The sequence below is a fragment of the Brevundimonas mediterranea genome (genome assembly GCF_011064825.1).
In the GTDB taxonomy this organism is placed as follows: domain Bacteria; phylum Pseudomonadota; class Alphaproteobacteria; order Caulobacterales; family Caulobacteraceae; genus Brevundimonas; species Brevundimonas mediterranea_A.
In genome coordinates this window covers 985,116-999,874 of sequence record NZ_CP048751.1, presented here as the reverse complement: position 1 = coordinate 999,874, position 14,759 = coordinate 985,116, and the positions used below count along the sequence as shown (strand labels likewise).

The window sequence follows — 14,759 nt, the reverse complement described above, 5'->3', positions numbered from 1 at the left end:
CCTCTCACTGCACTCTATTTGCACCCGAAAAATGGCTTCGATCCGCAAATAGAAGTCCCTTCGGCGGCGCGTTCACGTCGGTGCAAAGGTGAGTTCATCGCCCTTCACATCGACGATGAATCCGTTGGGAAGGCGCCGCGCCGCTCAACGGTCGCGCCGCTGGACGCTCGGATCATGCGCAATCCGCGTTGAAACGGTCGGATCCCGTCCAGCGACACTGGCCGTCGATGCAGTCGATGAGATTGCTGCTGAAGGCCTCCTTCTCGTGGTCGTAGAGTTGGAACCAGCCTCCATCGTCCCAGACTGCGGTAGGCATGCCGAGCGGGGCCGCGTGGTGCGCGTTGAACCGGGCGTACCACAGCCGGATGTTGTTGCAGTCCATGGCGGCCAATCGGCTGTGCCAGCCGACGCCCCATTCGCCGATGAACACGGGCATGCCTTGTCCGGTCGAGCCTGCCCACTCGGCCATGACCTGCATCGGTCCGTGAATGTCGGCTTCGGTCCAGGGATCGGCGTAGTCGCCCTGATTGTCGCCGTTGAAGGTCCAGGGATTATAGTGATGGAAGGTCGCCATCAGGTAGGGGTCTCGCCCTCCGCCGACCTCCTCGAGATCGGGCCAGGTCTTGGCCATTTCGTCGGCGCCGAACCACTGATTTCCGCCGATGAGGATCACACGTTCGGGGTCGTTCGCCCGGATTCGCCTGTAGGCGCGCCCGGTCATTTCCCTCAGACGGTCAGCAGGCATCGCGTCGTGATTGCTGAAATGGGGCTCGTTGAGGATTTCGAAGACCAGCCTGTGGTCCCGGTCGCGGTACAGGCTGGCGATATCCGACCAGAGTCGCTCGAGGACGTCGGCGCGCATGCCGTCCTTCAGCCGGGTTTCGTGGTGAGCGTTGATCACGACGTAGAGACCGGGTTTGGCGAGCGCGTAGTCGATGACCGCTGTCAGCGCCGCAAGTCGTTCGGCGTCCCGATCAATGGCGCCGGTGTCCGGGTCCGCCAGGGTCCCGCCGTCGACGACTTCCGTCCAGGTCACGGGAATCCGGACGACGCGGAAGCCGCGGTCATAGTAGGCGTCGATCTTGCCCCGGGCGGCCTCCAGCGTCGGCGGGTGTTGGCCGGCGTCGAACATCTGGCCCAGATTGAATCCCTTGCCCATCTCATCCGCCGCTCGGCGAGCGGTAGGCGCCTGCGACGATGCGGACGCGAGCGCCGGACCACTGATCGCAAGAATGACGAGGCAGCACGCCATCACGGCCGCGATGAAACAGATCATCTGTAAAGCAGGACTTGGGCGGGACATCAGTATCCATTCGCGAAAGATCGTCGATACGTATCAAACAGCTTTGACAGCGCTGTCGTCAACAATTTGGACTCCGCCCCCCTAAATCGTCTGCCACGGGAGCGATCCGGCGATGCGATTACGGCGGACGCCCGAGAGCGGTTGCGAAGGGGGGCGTCTCGGGATTAGGGATGCGGTGACGCCCGAGCGCAGTGATCTGTCTGGTCAGGGAGGCTCGCGCGATGGGGAGCGGCATGGCGAGAGCCACCATCTATGACGTGGCGGCCGCAGCGGGCGCCTCGATCAAGTCCGTGTCTCGGGTGCTGAACGGCGAGGCCAACGTCACCCCCGGTCTGCGCGATCGTGTGATGGCTGCGGTCGAGAGCCTGGGTTATCGGCGCAGTCTGTCGGCCCGCAGCCTCGCGGGCGCCTCCTCATCGATCATCGCGGCGCTGGTGGACGCCGAGCTGACGATCGAGCATTGGCGGAGCGGCCGGGGCAATGATTACCTCAGCCGGCTCGAAATGGGCGCCCTTATGGAGGTGCGACGCACAGACCATCACCTGATGATCGAACTGGTGGATTATGCGTCCGAAAGCCTCGGCAGGGATCTTTCGGCCCTGCTGACCTCCATCCGACCTCAAGGGGTCATCCTGACGCCGCCGAACTCGGATCACCCCGTTGTGCTGGATGTGCTCGACGAAGCCGGCGTCGCCTATGCGCGCATCGGACCCGAGCGTGACCTCCAGCGGGGGGTCTGCATCGCCATGGATGAACGGCAGGCGGCCTACGACATGACGGCGCATCTTATCGCCTTGGGCCACCGTCGGATCGGTTTCGTCACCGGCCCCGTCGCCTATGTCGCCAGCCGGCGTCGCCTCGACGGCTTTCTGTCCGCGATGGCGGACAACGGCCTGTCCGTCGCGGACGGCGCAGTCGCGTACGGCGATTTCACCTTCCAGTCCGGCGTCTCGGCGATCAACGCCTTCCTGGGCGCCGGCCTCGGGCTGACCGCGATCTTCGCCAGCAACGACGACACCGCGCTCGGCGTGCTGCAGGGCGCTGCGGCGCGTGGCGTTCGGGCGCCTGAGGATATCTCCGTGGCCGGGTTCGACGATACGCCGGCCGCCATGTTCGGTACGACGGCGCTGACCACCATCCGCCAGCCCGTTTCCGAGATGGCCGCAATCGCGGCGCGGCATTTGATGCCGGTGATCTCGGGTGTCCAGGACGAGGCGCTGAAGCAATCCCTGGAGGGATGCCTGATCGTTCCCTACGAACTTATCGTGCGGAGATCGACGGGCGCGGCCTAGGCCGGGAAGATTCCGGCGCGAGCGGAGCGCCACATATCCATCCTCGTCTTGACAGCGCTGTCAAATCCATGGACCCTTTCTTCGAGACGGACGAGAGCGCCGGGGAGACCTCTGGATTCAGCCGACCTCCCTCAAGCGGTGGTGCGTATGATCCGCGCCGATCGATGTCTCAACCGAAAACCTTGAAGCCTGTTGCGCGGCAATCCTGTTGGGCTCGCGGCGGGCGCTCTCTTCCTCTGTGGGCCTCACCATGCGCAACGCCGCCTCTCTGATCACGCTTGTCCTTGCGGTTCCTATGCTCGTCTGCAGCCCACTGGCGGCCTTGGCTCAGGAAAAGAATGCAGTCGCCCTTGAGGCGCACGCCGATCCCGCGCTCTGGCCGCACGCGGCGTCGCCCGCCGCCATGACCGACGCGGCGACTGAGGCCTTTGTCGCCGATCTGCTGGGGCGGATGACGGTCGAGGAGAAGGTCGGGCAGATGATCCAGGCCGACATTGCTTCGATCAAGCCGGAGGACCTGCTGATCTATCCGCTGGGGTCGATCCTGGCGGGAGGGAACTCTTCCCCGGGGGGCGACGAGCGCGCCTCGGCCGGGAAATGGGTCGACCTGGCGCAGGCGTTCCGGGCGGCCAACGCCCAACGCAAGGGCACGGTCGTACCCTTGATTTACGGCATCGACGCCGTTCATGGGCATAACAATGTCGTCGGCGCCACCATCTTTCCGCACAATATCGGCCTGGGCGCGGCGCGGGATCCGGACCTGATCCGCCGGATCGGCCAGGCCACGGCGCTGGAAGTCGCCGTGACCGGCGCGGACTGGACCTTCGGGCCGACCCTGGCCGTGCCGCGCGATGATCGCTGGGGGCGGGCCTATGAGGGCTACGCGGAAAATCCGGAAATTCAGCGCGCCTATGCGGCGCCGATGACGCTGGGTCTGCAGGGCGATCTTTCCGCAGACAGCCCCCTGGCTGCGGGCCATATCGCCGGATCGGCCAAGCATTTCCTGGCCGACGGCGGCACCTTCGAGGGCAAGGACCAAGGCGATTTCCAGGGGCATGAGCGGGAGATGATCGACGTCCATCTCGGCGGCTATCCTCAGGCCATCGACGCGGGCGTGCTGTCGATCATGGCCAGCTTCTCCAGTTGGAACGGCGTCAAACACTCCGGCAACGAGACGATCCTGACCGACGTCCTGCGCGGGCCGCTGGGCTTTGACGGCTTCGTCGTGTCCGACTGGAACGCTCATGGGCAACTGCCCGGCTGTTCGAACGAGAGCTGCGCCCTGGCCGTCAACGCCGGCATCGACATGCTTATGGCGCCGGATAGCTGGAAGCCTCTGTATCAGAACACCCTGGCCCAGGTGCGGTCCGGCGAGATTCCGACGGCGCGTCTGGACGAGGCCGTGCGGCGCATTCTTCGGGTCAAGGTCAAGACCGGCCTGTTCAGCGACGAACGCCCTGTGGAAGGCCGTTTGAACGAGCTCGGCTCCCCGGCCCACCGCGCCATCGCCCGCGAGGCGGTGCGCAAGTCGCTGGTGCTGCTGAAGAACGAAGGCGCCGTCCTGCCGATCCGCTCGGGTGCGCGGGTCCTGGTCGCCGGCCATGCCGACGACATCGGCCAGGCTTCGGGCGGCTGGACCCTGACCTGGCAGGGGACCGGGAACACCAACGCCGACTTCCCCAACGGTCAGTCGATCTGGGGCGGTATCCAGGAGGCGGTCGCCGCCGGCGGCGGTCAGGCGACGCTCAGCCCTGACGGCGCCTTCACCCAAAAGCCAGACGTGGCGATCATCGTCTTCGGCGAGACCCCCTATGCCGAGTTCCAGGGCGACGTCGACACGCTGGACTTCCTGCCGACCGAACCGCTGGAGACGCTGAAGCGCCTGGACGTGCTCGCCGGATGCGGCGTCCTCTCCGAAGACACTGGTCCGGCCTTCGGCGACCTGTCGGCCGGCTTCGTCCAGCACACGCCAGTCAAGCGGCTGGCGCGAAGGATTCGGCACGGTCGCCGTCTTGGGGCCGTGGGTTTCGAAGCCCGCCTGATTCAATCGAATGACGTTGAGGTTTTGAGCCGTCGCAGTCGCGGGGGGCAAGCAGGCAAGCGCGGCGGCCGCCGCCAACAGACGCGTTTTGGGTGTCATGGTTTCCTCCGAGGCGAGCGGCTCGATCCGCTCCGCATTAGAGCGGCGAGTCTATCACTTGACAGCGCTGTCACAACGGGGGTGTTGTCGCGGCCTTCCGGTCGGGCCATCGTGCCGGACCTCAAGATGCGGCGCGTTTGCGCCTGAAACGAGCGGGCGATGACGACTGCAATCCCATCCGCAACAGCCGTACGACGGGTCGTGATCGTTGGCGGCGGAACAGCCGGTTGGATGACGGCGGCGGCGCTCGCGCGGCTAGTGGCGCCTTCGGGCGTCCAGATCACCCTGGTGGAATCCGAGGCGATCGGGACGGTCGGCGTCGGGGAGTCCACCCTGCCGCACATCCGCGCCTTTAACGAACGCCTAGGAATCGACGAAGCGGCGTTCATGAAGGCCACGAGGGCGACGTTCAAACTGGGCATCCAGTTCGAGAATTGGGGCCAGATAGGGGGCAGCTACATCCACCCCTTCGGCGACTACGGCGCGCCGGGCGGGGAGGCGCCTTTTCATCACTACTGGCTGCGGGGACGCGAGCTGGGGGACGTCGGACCGATCGACGACTATTCGCTGCCGGTCGTGGCGGCGCGGGAGGGTCGGTTCGCCCCGCCGTCCGATGATCCCCGCTCGCTGTTGTCGACGTACCGCTACGCCTATCAGTTCGACGCCACCCTGTACGCCCGTTTCCTGCGGGGCATGGCCGAGACGGAGGGCGTGCGCCGGATCGAGGGGCGCATCCAGAATGTGGCGCAGGACGGCGAGAGCGGGGCGATCACCAAGGTGACGCTGGATGATGGGCGTCAGATCGAGGGTGACCTGTTCGTCGACTGTTCCGGATTCCGGGCGCTGCTGATCGAACAGACATTGAAGGCCGGTTTTACTGACTGGTCGCACTGGCTGCCGTGCGATCGGGCGGTGGCCCTGCCGTGCGAGAGTGATCAGCCGACCGTCCCCTATACCCGCGCCACGGCGCTGGAAGCGGGCTGGCAGTTCCGCATTCCGCTGCAGCACCGGGTCGGCAACGGCTATGTCTATTCGAGCGCCTTCATCGACGATGCTGCGGCGCTGGATCGACTGGTCGGGCGCCTTGAGGGCAAGCCGCTTAAGGCGCCGAACGTCCTGAAGTTCACGGCGGGTCAGAGGACGCGGAACTGGGCGGCCAACTGCGTCTCCGTGGGACTATCCTCGGGCTTTATCGAACCGCTGGAATCGACCAGCATCTATCTGATCCAGATCGCCATCACCAAGCTGATCGAACTCTGGCCAACCGCCGTGATCGACCCGGCGACGGAGGCTGAGTTCAATCGCCAGATGGATCTCGAATACATCCGGATCCGCGATTTCATAATCCTGCACTATTGCGCGACCGCCCGGAACGACACGCCCTTCTGGGATTATGTCCGCACCATGCCGCTGCCGGATACGCTCTCGGAGAAGATCGAGCTATTCCGCGCGCGCGGGGTCGTTCAAGACTATCGAGAAGGTCTGTTCCTGCATCCGAGCTGGGTCGCGGTCTATCTGGGGCAGGACATCCTGCCTCGACGCCATCACCCGCTCGTCGACGCAGTGAGCGCGACCCAACTGATGTCGAGCCTGGAGCGGCTGCGAAGGATGGTGCGCGAAGCGTCGTACAAGCTTCCCTCTCAGGATGACTATATTGCCCGATATTGCGCGCACCTGCCCCTCTAGATCGGTCTCCCGTCCGCGGGGGGCGTCCCGGATGACTTGAGGGGCGGGCCCCGCTGAAGACCCGTCGCCGCCACCAAAGGACACAGCGCCTCCGTCGGAACGGGCGTAGGAAATCCGGCCGCCCGTGGTGTTTCCATTGCCCTGTCTGAAGGAAGGGATTGCCGGTATGGGCCGATCCTGTGCTCGATCATGCACGGGCTGTGTCTCCGTCGTCACTCCGGGCAATATTATTGCTTGCGGGTGTTGAAATCGGCGAATTCAGCAGAACGCCGTTGGTGCTGCCAGTTTGGTGCAAGCTTGGCGACGTAACCATGACGGTGTTGCAACGTGCTGCGGAATTTCTGCCGGTCACTGAACACCGCGTCATTCCTTTCACCGTGCAACGGAGGTGGAAATTGCGCCGGCATAGCCGGCAGGGGGAGAGACTTATGACAAGGACGATGAGCACTTCGATGTTGGCTTTGATGCTCTGTGCATCGGCCGGCGGCGCCTGGGCGCAATCGGCGGCGCCGCAAAAGACGGATGAGGAACGCGCGCGCGCCGAGCAGGCCGCCATCGACACCGCCGGCGAGGCCGCCGTCGTGGACTCGGTCGAGGTGACGGGCAGCCGACTGGGGAGCGGGGATCCGACCTCGCGCGTCATCGTCATCTCCAAGGAGGAGATTCAGGCGCGCGGCGTGACCAGCGTCGAGCAGTTGATCCGCACACTGCCGCAGAACGTCGCCACCATCGGCGCCGTCACCAACGAACGGGCGCGTGGCCCCCTTTCCAATCGGGGGCAGGTCGGTGTCTCGCAGATCGGCTCGCTCGGCGTGTCGGCGGCGAACCTGGGCGGCATGGGTGCGGGCAACACCCTGATCCTGATCAATGGTCGACGGGTCGCGGGCGCCGCCGGCATCGAGGACGGGTTCGCCAATCTGAACGGCATTCCGCTCAGCGCCGTCGAGCGCGTGGAAATCTCGTTCGGCGGGGCCTCGGCTGTCTACGGCGCTGACGCCATCGGCGGCGTCATCAACTTCATCCTGCGCAAGGACTTCGTCGGATCGACGCTGACGGTTCAGCACGAGGTGTCGAGCAATGACGCCGACAACAGCCGCATCAGCCTGTTCTCCGGCTATTCCTGGGGATCGGGAAACATCTCGGGAACGCTGGACTTCAGTCGCCGCAAACCGGTCAACAACCACAAGAGCGGATACGTCACCGAAAACTACTCCAGCTATTATGGCGGAGATACCGCCTTCGATACGCGGTCCTTCAGTCGGGGGCTGCAGCCCGGCGTGATCGATCGGAGCTTCTATCGCTTCGATCCGGTGACGTTCGAAAGCGGGTACGTTTCGCAAGGCCTGACCGTGCGACCTGGCTTCGTCGGCCGGCCCGGCTTGAACGACTTCATCACTGTCGGCGCGGAAGCCCTGCCCGACTACGTGCCCGAGTTCGCCGGACCGGAGTCGGAAAGCACCAGCGCTACGCTGAACTTCGAGCAGAAGATCACGGACAAGCTGACGTTCTTCGGGGATGCGCTCTACACGCGCTCCAAGAGCGAGCAGGACATCCTCTATGCGGAGGGGCTTGAGGTTCAGTTGGCGCCGGGTCAGGCCTATAATCCATTCCCCGCCAATCCGTTCGACAGGTTCACGCCGGGGCCGATCGTCGCCTACAATCCTCAGGCGGAGGTCGAGGCTGGACAACTGCCGGCTGGACGGATTTCGAACACCGCGACCCAGTGGAACATCAATGCTGGCCTGAGCTACCAGTTCAACGCGGACACCAAGATCGAGCTCCTCTATTCGCGGTCCGAGGCCGACACCTCCGGTCAGAGCCCGAACCTGGGTTCGATCGTGGATTTCAAAGCGGATGCGACCTCGCCGAGCGGGGTGAAGTGCTACAATCGCGATCTGGCGGAAAATCGCGTCACCGGCGCCGACCGTGACTATCTTCAAGGCGTGTTTGATCGCCAGTGCCTGGCCTTGACCAGCAGCGATCCGACTCTCGCCTTCAATCCATGGAAGTCCACCGCCGACGGCGGCGGGTCCAACGTCGCTGACTTCTACTATATCCCCGTGACGGAAGCGCGCGCGTCTGGCACCCAGAACTGGGAAGCGCGTATGAACGGCGTCCTGTGGACGCTGCCGGCCGGCAAGCTGTTCTATGCGGTCGGCGCCGAGATGACGGTTGACGACACCGATAGTAAGGAAGTGCGGATTCGCACCATCAATCCTGTCACCCGAGATCGACATGCCTATTTCGCGGAGTTGAGGGTTCCGATCTTCGGCGAGAACTTCAACTACACTGGTGCGCGGTCGCTTCTGCTCAGCCTCGCCGCCCGTCGTGACAGCTATACGACAGAAGGGCCGATCGGGACGGTGAACAACGTTCCGTATTCGATGGGCGGAGAACTGCTCTACGATTCCAACACCTTCGCCAACACCACGCCGGCCGTCGGCCTGCGTTGGGAGCCTTTCGAGGGCCTGGCCCTGCGCGCGCGCTGGACGGAAGGTTTCCAGGCGCCGCCCTATACCCAACTGTTCAATCCGCTCGGCACGCAGCGCACGACGACTACCATCTCCGACGATCCGCTGTACAAGTGCACGACGGACTGTTCGCGGCCTGGGACCTATGTGGTGCCGAGGGTCGTTGCGCCGAACCCCGACCTTGAACCTCAGAAGTCCACCCAGGTGTCCTATGGCCTGACGTGGCGGCCGAAGGGGATGCTGGACGGATTGACGTTCGACGTTGCGTACAATTCGACCAAGATCGACAGCGAATATGCGAACCAGAACGATCTCCAGACTTTCCTGCGCCGGGATGAAATCCTTCGCCTGACGCAATTCTATCCGCGCGACGCCAACGGAAAGATCATCGAGGCGCGCCAGATGACCTTCAACATCGTCGGGTCGGAGTATGAGTCGATCAACTACGAACTGAGTTATCTGTGGAACACGAACTGGGGGACGTTCGAACCCAAGATCAATGTGCTCGACAACATCAAGGCCGAACGCCAGGCCTTCCCTGACCGCGAGCCGCTGTCCGCCTTGGGCCTTCTGCAGGGACCGGACGACTACAAGGTGGTCGGGTCGCTCGGCTGGTATTATCACGACTTCAACGCGTCTCTCTGGGCCTATTACACGCCTGAATACACCAACGACTACGAGATCTTCCGGTCGGCCGGCGTCAACATGTATGAAAACCGTCTGATCCCGGTCGATGACATGCTGATCATGGATCTGACGGCGGCCTGGCGGATCAACAACGACATTCGTCTGAACTTCGCCGGCCGGAATATTCTGGACGAAGCTCCGCCGTTCGTCGTGGTTCAGGGCCGTCCATACGATACGGCGCGCTACAATGCGGCGGGTCGAACCTTCTCCCTCGAACTTCAGTATTCGTTCTGAAGGGGTCGGGGCGCGTCACGACGCGCCCCGACGCTGGCGCCCATGCCGTCAGGTTCGCTAAAGGAGAAGCGTGCGGCATTGCCCACGGGGTCGACGCCTTCGATCCAGCGAGGTGTTTCTGATGCGTCTGTTGTTGGTCGAAGACGATGCGGATGTCGCCGAGACCCTCGTCATCTACCTGGAACGCCAGGGGTTCGTCGTCGATGTCGCGCCGTCCCTGGCCATTGCGCGCAGCGCCGTGGACGCCAATGAATTCGATCTGGTCTTGCTGGATCGGGGACTGCCGGATGGCGACGGCGTCTCGCTGATCGCCTATTCCGCCCATCGCAACCGGCGTCAGCGCTACATCATCCTCACGGCCATGGCGACGCCGGACCATCGGGTCGAAGGCCTGGAGTCCGGCGCCGACGACTATATCGCCAAGCCGTTCGAGCCCCGCGAGCTTCTGGCCCGAATCCGCATCGCCCTGCGCCGCTCTCTCGAGGTTCGGCGCGAGACCCGTCAGTTCGGACCGCTGCTGTATGATCTCGAGAGCGGCGTCTTCTTCATCGACGAGGCTCCGCTGACGTTGCGCCGAACGGAGGCCCTGGTGCTCGAGGCGCTCATGGCCCGACCCGGCGCGGTGATCCAGCGCGAGACGCTGGAGGCGCGGGTCTACGGCTACGACAAGGTCGTCAACGCCAACTCGCTCGAGTCTCAGATTTCAAGGCTGCGCACCAATCTGGCGCGGCGCACGGACCGGGTGCGTATCCGTGCGGTGAGGGGGCTGGGCTATTGTCTGGCCGACGAAGGCTGACGCCGCGTCATTCGAAAGCCTGCCAGACTGGTGCAAGCCTTATGTGTCATACCCTGTCTGACTGAATCTAAGTGTGCGGATTTTCAATGGTTTCGACTGACGACGTAGAACTGGCCCGCCAGAGCGCGGCCGCGTTCAAGGAAACCTTCATCAAGATCCGCGCCGAGGTCGGGCGGATGATCGTGGGGCAGGCCGACGTCGTCGACGGCGTGCTGACGGCGCTGATGGCCGGCGGCCACGTCCTGCTCGAAGGCGTGCCGGGATTGGGCAAGACCATGCTGGTCTCCTCGATCAGTCGGGCCATCGACCTGCCGTTCTCGCGTATCCAGTTCACGCCCGACATGATGCCCGCCGACATCGTCGGCACCACCGTTCTGACCGAAGCCGAGGGCGGCGGCCATGAACTGACCTTCCAGCAGGGGCCGATCGTCTCGAACCTGGTCCTGGCCGACGAGATCAACCGCGCGACGCCCAAGACCCAGTCCGCGCTTCTGGAGGTGATGCAGGAACGACAGGTGACGGTGGGCCGCCGCACCATCAAGATGCCCGAACCGTTCTGCGTCATGGCGACCCAGAACCCGGTGGACCAGGAAGGCACCTATCCGCTGCCGGAGGCCCAGCTGGACCGTTTCCTGTTCAAGCTGGTGGTCGGCTATCCTTCAGAGGCCGATTATCACGCCATCATCGACCGCACGACGAGCGGCCACGACGTGGTGCTGAACGCCGTCACCAACGCCGAGACCCTGCAGCACATGCGCGCGGTCGTGCGGCAGGTCCCGGTGACCGAAGCGGCCAAGGCCTACGCCATTCGTCTGGTCATGGGGACCCAGCCGGGCAGCGACTATGCGCCGGACAGCATCAACCGCAGCGTGGCGCTGGGCGCCTCGCCGCGCGGCGTGCAAAGCCTGATGCTGGCCGCCAAGGTCCAGGCCCTGCTGGACGACCGTTTCGCGGTCTCGACCAATGATGTGGCGGCTGTGGTCATGCCGGTGCTGCGCCACCGCCTGGTGCTGAACTACCACGCCCAGGCCAACGCCCTTTCGGCCGACGATCTCCTGGGAGACGTTCTGGCCCAAGTGAAGCGGCCCTACGCGACGGACTAGTCCCCAATCTGGGCCGTTTGCGAGGGTGCTTGAGGGCGCCGCGGGATCCTGCATGGCCCGCGGCGCCTTTTTCTGTTTTCGGCGCGCGCTTAGCGGACCTTGTGGCCGTAGATGTCCCAGACCTCGACAGGGCCGAAGTTCAGCGCGCGGACGGGGGCTTCGATCCTGGAGAGATCGCCCACCACCACCCAGGTCAGGCGCGTCGGATCGTAGGTCGTGCGCGACACGGCCTGAACCTGATCCAGCGACACCGCCGCCAACCGCGCGCCGGACGTAGCCGCGCGGTCATAGGGCTGGCCATAGGCGGCGGCGCCTGTGATCGCCGAGAGGAAGGCGGCGTTGCCGGCGAAGGCCGAGGGCAGGGCCCGCATGCGCGCGGTGCGGGCCCGCTCCAGCTCCTCGAGGGTAGCGGGCCGGTCGGCGACATAGTCGGCGATCTCTCTGCGGACCTCCCTCATGGCGTCGGCGGTGCGGTCAGTCTCGACCGTGCCTGACGCCGTGAAGGTGCGCGGGCCGACCGGCGTGTCCGCGACGCCGCCGGTGAAGCCATAGGTCCAGCCCTTCTCTTCTCGCAGATTCATGTTCAGGCGGCTGTTGAAGGCTGCGCCCAGGATTCCATCCGCAAGATCGCCGGCGGCCGCCTGGTCCGCGTCGAACGCGGTCGTGAGCTCGCCGACCGTCAGACTGGTCTGGGCCGCGCCTGGGGCATCCACCAGAATGATGCGGCCCGGCGTCGCGGTCGCCGCCCCTCGCTCTTTCACAGGCGTCGGCGTGACGCGGCGCCAGTCGCCGAAGTGGGCCTGGGCCAGGGCCTTGGCCTGGTCGATCGTGATGTCGCCGACCAGATAGAGGGTCGCGTTGTTCGGTCCGATCTCGCGATCATGGAAGGCCTGGATCTCGTCGCGCGATATGGCGTTGGCGTCCTCGCGCGTGCCGATCCGCCCCAGAGGATGGTCCTCGCCCCAGATCGCCCGCCCATAGACGGGGCCGGCCGACTGCAGGGGATTGCGTTCATAGGCGTCGAACTGCGGCCCGACCCGCTCCAGCGCCTTGTCGATCTCCGCCTGGGGATAGGTGGGATGGCGCACCACCTCCGAGGCGAAGCTGAAACCGTCGTCGAGACGGCTGCTCAGCATGGTCCACATCACAGCGCTTTCACGCGCCTGGGCGGCGGCGGCGATGTTGACGCCGGCCTTCGTCGCCTGGCGCTTGAGCTGTTCGGCGTCGTAGCGGCGCGTGCCGCTGGTCAGCATGGCGAAGGCGCGGCTCGCCGTGCCTCGTCCATAGGCGTCCTCCGCCAGAGAGCCGGTCGAGAACTGCAGGCTGGCGCTGACGATGGGCAGATTGGGGCGATGGGCGACGACGATCTTCAAGCCGTTGGCGAGAACCGCTTCCGAGACGCTGGGGAAGGCGATCGCCGCGTCCGCGGGGCTGGGATCGGGCATGCGGGTCGGGTCCGCCAGGCCCGTCGGCGCCGCGGCCGGAACGGGCGTGGGAAGCTGGACGAGTTCATAATAGGGGCGCGACAGGGCAGCCTTGATCAACTGCGTCACGGCCCTGGCGTCGACGTCGCCGATCCATTCCCGCTGCTTCAGGAAATAGACCGGGTTGTCGTGGGTGACGGCGCCGCTGGCCAGCCAGGCGCCGATCGCGGCGCTGCTTTCCATCGTCTGCAACAGCGAGATGTCGCTCGCCGTGACGATCTCTTCCAGGCGGTCCCTGTCAGGGCCGGTCTGGAAAAACTTCGCCAGTTCGCGATCGATGGCCGCATTGGCGGCCTCGGGCGTCACGCCGGGCTTCAGGGCGACCGAGAGATTGAAGGCGCTGGTCAGCTGGCTCTCGCTGACGCCGGCCGACACGCCGTCGGCGATCTTGAGATTCTCGACCAGCGCGTCATGGAGCGGCGTGCCTCGCCCCCGCGCCATCGCCTTGGCGGCGAGTTGAAGCATCGTGTTGTCGCGTGGCGATCCGTTGTTCAACGGCCAGGTGCGGGAGATTACGGCGGCCGGCAGGTTCTCGTAGACGATGTCGCGTCGGATGTCCGCAAACGAGGGCGTCCAGCGGTCGGGGCGGCTGATCGGCTCGCCCTGGCGGACGCCGCCGAAATAGAAGGCCGTCTTCTCACGCGCCGTCTGGACATCGATGTCGCCGGACAGGACTAGCACCGCGTTCGATGCGCCGTAGTGGGCGTCGAACCAGGCCTTGACGTCCTCCAGGGTCGCGGCGTCGATGTCCTCCATGGAGCCGATGGTCGTGTGGCCGTAGGGATGGCCGGCCGGATAATAGCCCTTCAGGAACTGGGCTTCCGCCGAACGGCCGGGGCCGAGTTCATTCTGGCGCTTCTCGTTCTTGACCACGGCCCGCTGTTCGTCGAGCAGGGCCTGGGTCATGCCGTCCGTCAGGTGGCCCACGCGCGACCCGGCCGTCATCAAGGAGCTTGAAGACGAGCTTTCGAGTCTCTCCGGGGCGATGCAGGGCCGACAGATGCGGCTCTATGACCGGGTCGCCGAGGCGCAGTGGGGCCAGGGGGGCGGACAAGCGCGCCTGGACGCCCTGTCCGCCGATCTTGGCGGTCCGCCCGTCAGGCTGCACGACCTGGCCCTCTTCCTCGCCCTGGAGCAGGGCGCGCCTGTCGCGCTCGATGCACAGCAGTTGGCCGGTCTGACGCGGCAGCTTCGTTTCGTCATGTCGCCGTCAGCGGGGATGAGGCTGGCCGCCGCACGCGCCTATGGGAGGGCGGGCGAAAGCGCCACTGCCGGCGCCTTGCTTCAGGCCGCCCTGCTGCAAAGCCTTTATCCGACCCGCCGCGACTATGCCGATCCCGGGGATCCGGCTCCTGACGCCGCCGCGTTCCTGACCGTTTTGGCGGCCTTCCCGGATCAGGGGGCAGCGCGACGGATACGCGGCGATCTGGCGCGCCTGGCCCAACGGCAGGCCGCCAGCCCTGCCGTGATGGCTCCTTTCGCAGCATTGGCCTCCGCCGCCGACTGACCTTGCGGACCAAGGCCCGATGTGCGGCTTCGACGCGGCGCGCGCATCGGCTAGGG

General features: G+C 65.3%; 8 protein-coding genes and 2 pseudogenes. 7 read left to right on the top strand and 3 right to left on the bottom strand.

Annotated features, from left to right (window positions below):
- Nucleotides 1–172: 172 nt before the first annotated feature.
- Nucleotides 173–1,276 carry a glycoside hydrolase family 5 protein gene (locus tag GYM46_RS04935; protein ID WP_008263268.1) on the bottom strand — a complete coding sequence of 368 codons (1,104 nt, stop codon included), beginning with the start codon at nt 1,274–1,276 and terminating at the stop codon, nt 173–175.
- A gap of 260 nt (nt 1,277–1,536) precedes the next feature.
- Here GYM46_RS04935 and GYM46_RS04930 point away from each other — a divergent pair, with 260 nt between their 5' ends.
- Entirely contained in the window at nt 1,537–2,595 is a 1,059-nt protein-coding gene (locus GYM46_RS04930; protein WP_008259295.1) for a LacI family DNA-binding transcriptional regulator, read from the top strand.
- A gap of 322 nt (nt 2,596–2,917) precedes the next feature.
- Nucleotides 2,918–4,480 (top strand): annotated as a pseudogene (locus GYM46_RS04925) (glycoside hydrolase family 3 protein); the annotation flags it as partial.
- A 51-nt stretch (nt 4,481–4,531) separates the two neighbouring features.
- On the opposite strand, the pseudogene GYM46_RS04920 reads toward GYM46_RS04925, so the two are convergent.
- Nucleotides 4,532–4,735, bottom strand: a pseudogene (locus tag GYM46_RS04920) (cellulase N-terminal Ig-like domain-containing protein); the annotation flags it as partial.
- Between the two features lie 159 nt (nt 4,736–4,894).
- Here GYM46_RS04920 and GYM46_RS04915 point away from each other — a divergent pair.
- The 4 genes from GYM46_RS04915 to GYM46_RS04900 all read left to right on the top strand — a co-directional run bounded on the left by GYM46_RS04915 (nt 4,895) and on the right by GYM46_RS04900 (nt 11,712).
- Nucleotides 4,895–6,421, top strand: coding sequence for a tryptophan halogenase family protein (locus GYM46_RS04915; RefSeq protein WP_083793324.1), 1,527 nt, complete (start codon nt 4,895–4,897; stop codon nt 6,419–6,421).
- Nucleotides 6,422–6,579: 158 nt separating this feature from the next.
- Nucleotides 6,580–9,813, top strand: a complete 3,234-nt coding sequence (locus GYM46_RS04910) for a TonB-dependent receptor domain-containing protein (protein ID WP_198004264.1) — start codon at nt 6,580–6,582, stop codon at nt 9,811–9,813.
- Between the two features lie 121 nt (nt 9,814–9,934).
- The gene (locus GYM46_RS04905; RefSeq protein ID WP_008262845.1) at nt 9,935–10,609 is read left to right on the top strand and encodes a response regulator transcription factor; all 675 of its coding nucleotides are present in this window, start codon (nt 9,935–9,937) and stop codon (nt 10,607–10,609) included.
- An 86-nt stretch (nt 10,610–10,695) separates the two neighbouring features.
- Nucleotides 10,696–11,712: an AAA family ATPase gene (locus tag GYM46_RS04900; protein ID WP_008263564.1), complete on the top strand. Its 1,017-nt coding sequence runs from the start codon at nt 10,696–10,698 to the stop codon at nt 11,710–11,712.
- An 89-nt stretch (nt 11,713–11,801) separates the two neighbouring features.
- On the opposite strand, the gene GYM46_RS04895 is transcribed toward GYM46_RS04900, so the two are convergent.
- Nucleotides 11,802–14,141: a M16 family metallopeptidase gene (locus GYM46_RS04895; RefSeq protein ID WP_008261135.1), complete on the bottom strand. Its 2,340-nt coding sequence runs from the start codon at nt 14,139–14,141 to the stop codon at nt 11,802–11,804.
- A 55-nt stretch (nt 14,142–14,196) separates the two neighbouring features.
- On the opposite strand from GYM46_RS04895, the gene GYM46_RS04890 reads away from it, so the two are divergent.
- On the top strand, nt 14,197–14,703 hold the full coding sequence (locus GYM46_RS04890; protein ID WP_156796396.1) for a hypothetical protein: 507 nt from the start codon (nt 14,197–14,199) through the stop codon (nt 14,701–14,703).
- Nucleotides 14,704–14,759: the final 56 nt, after the last annotated feature.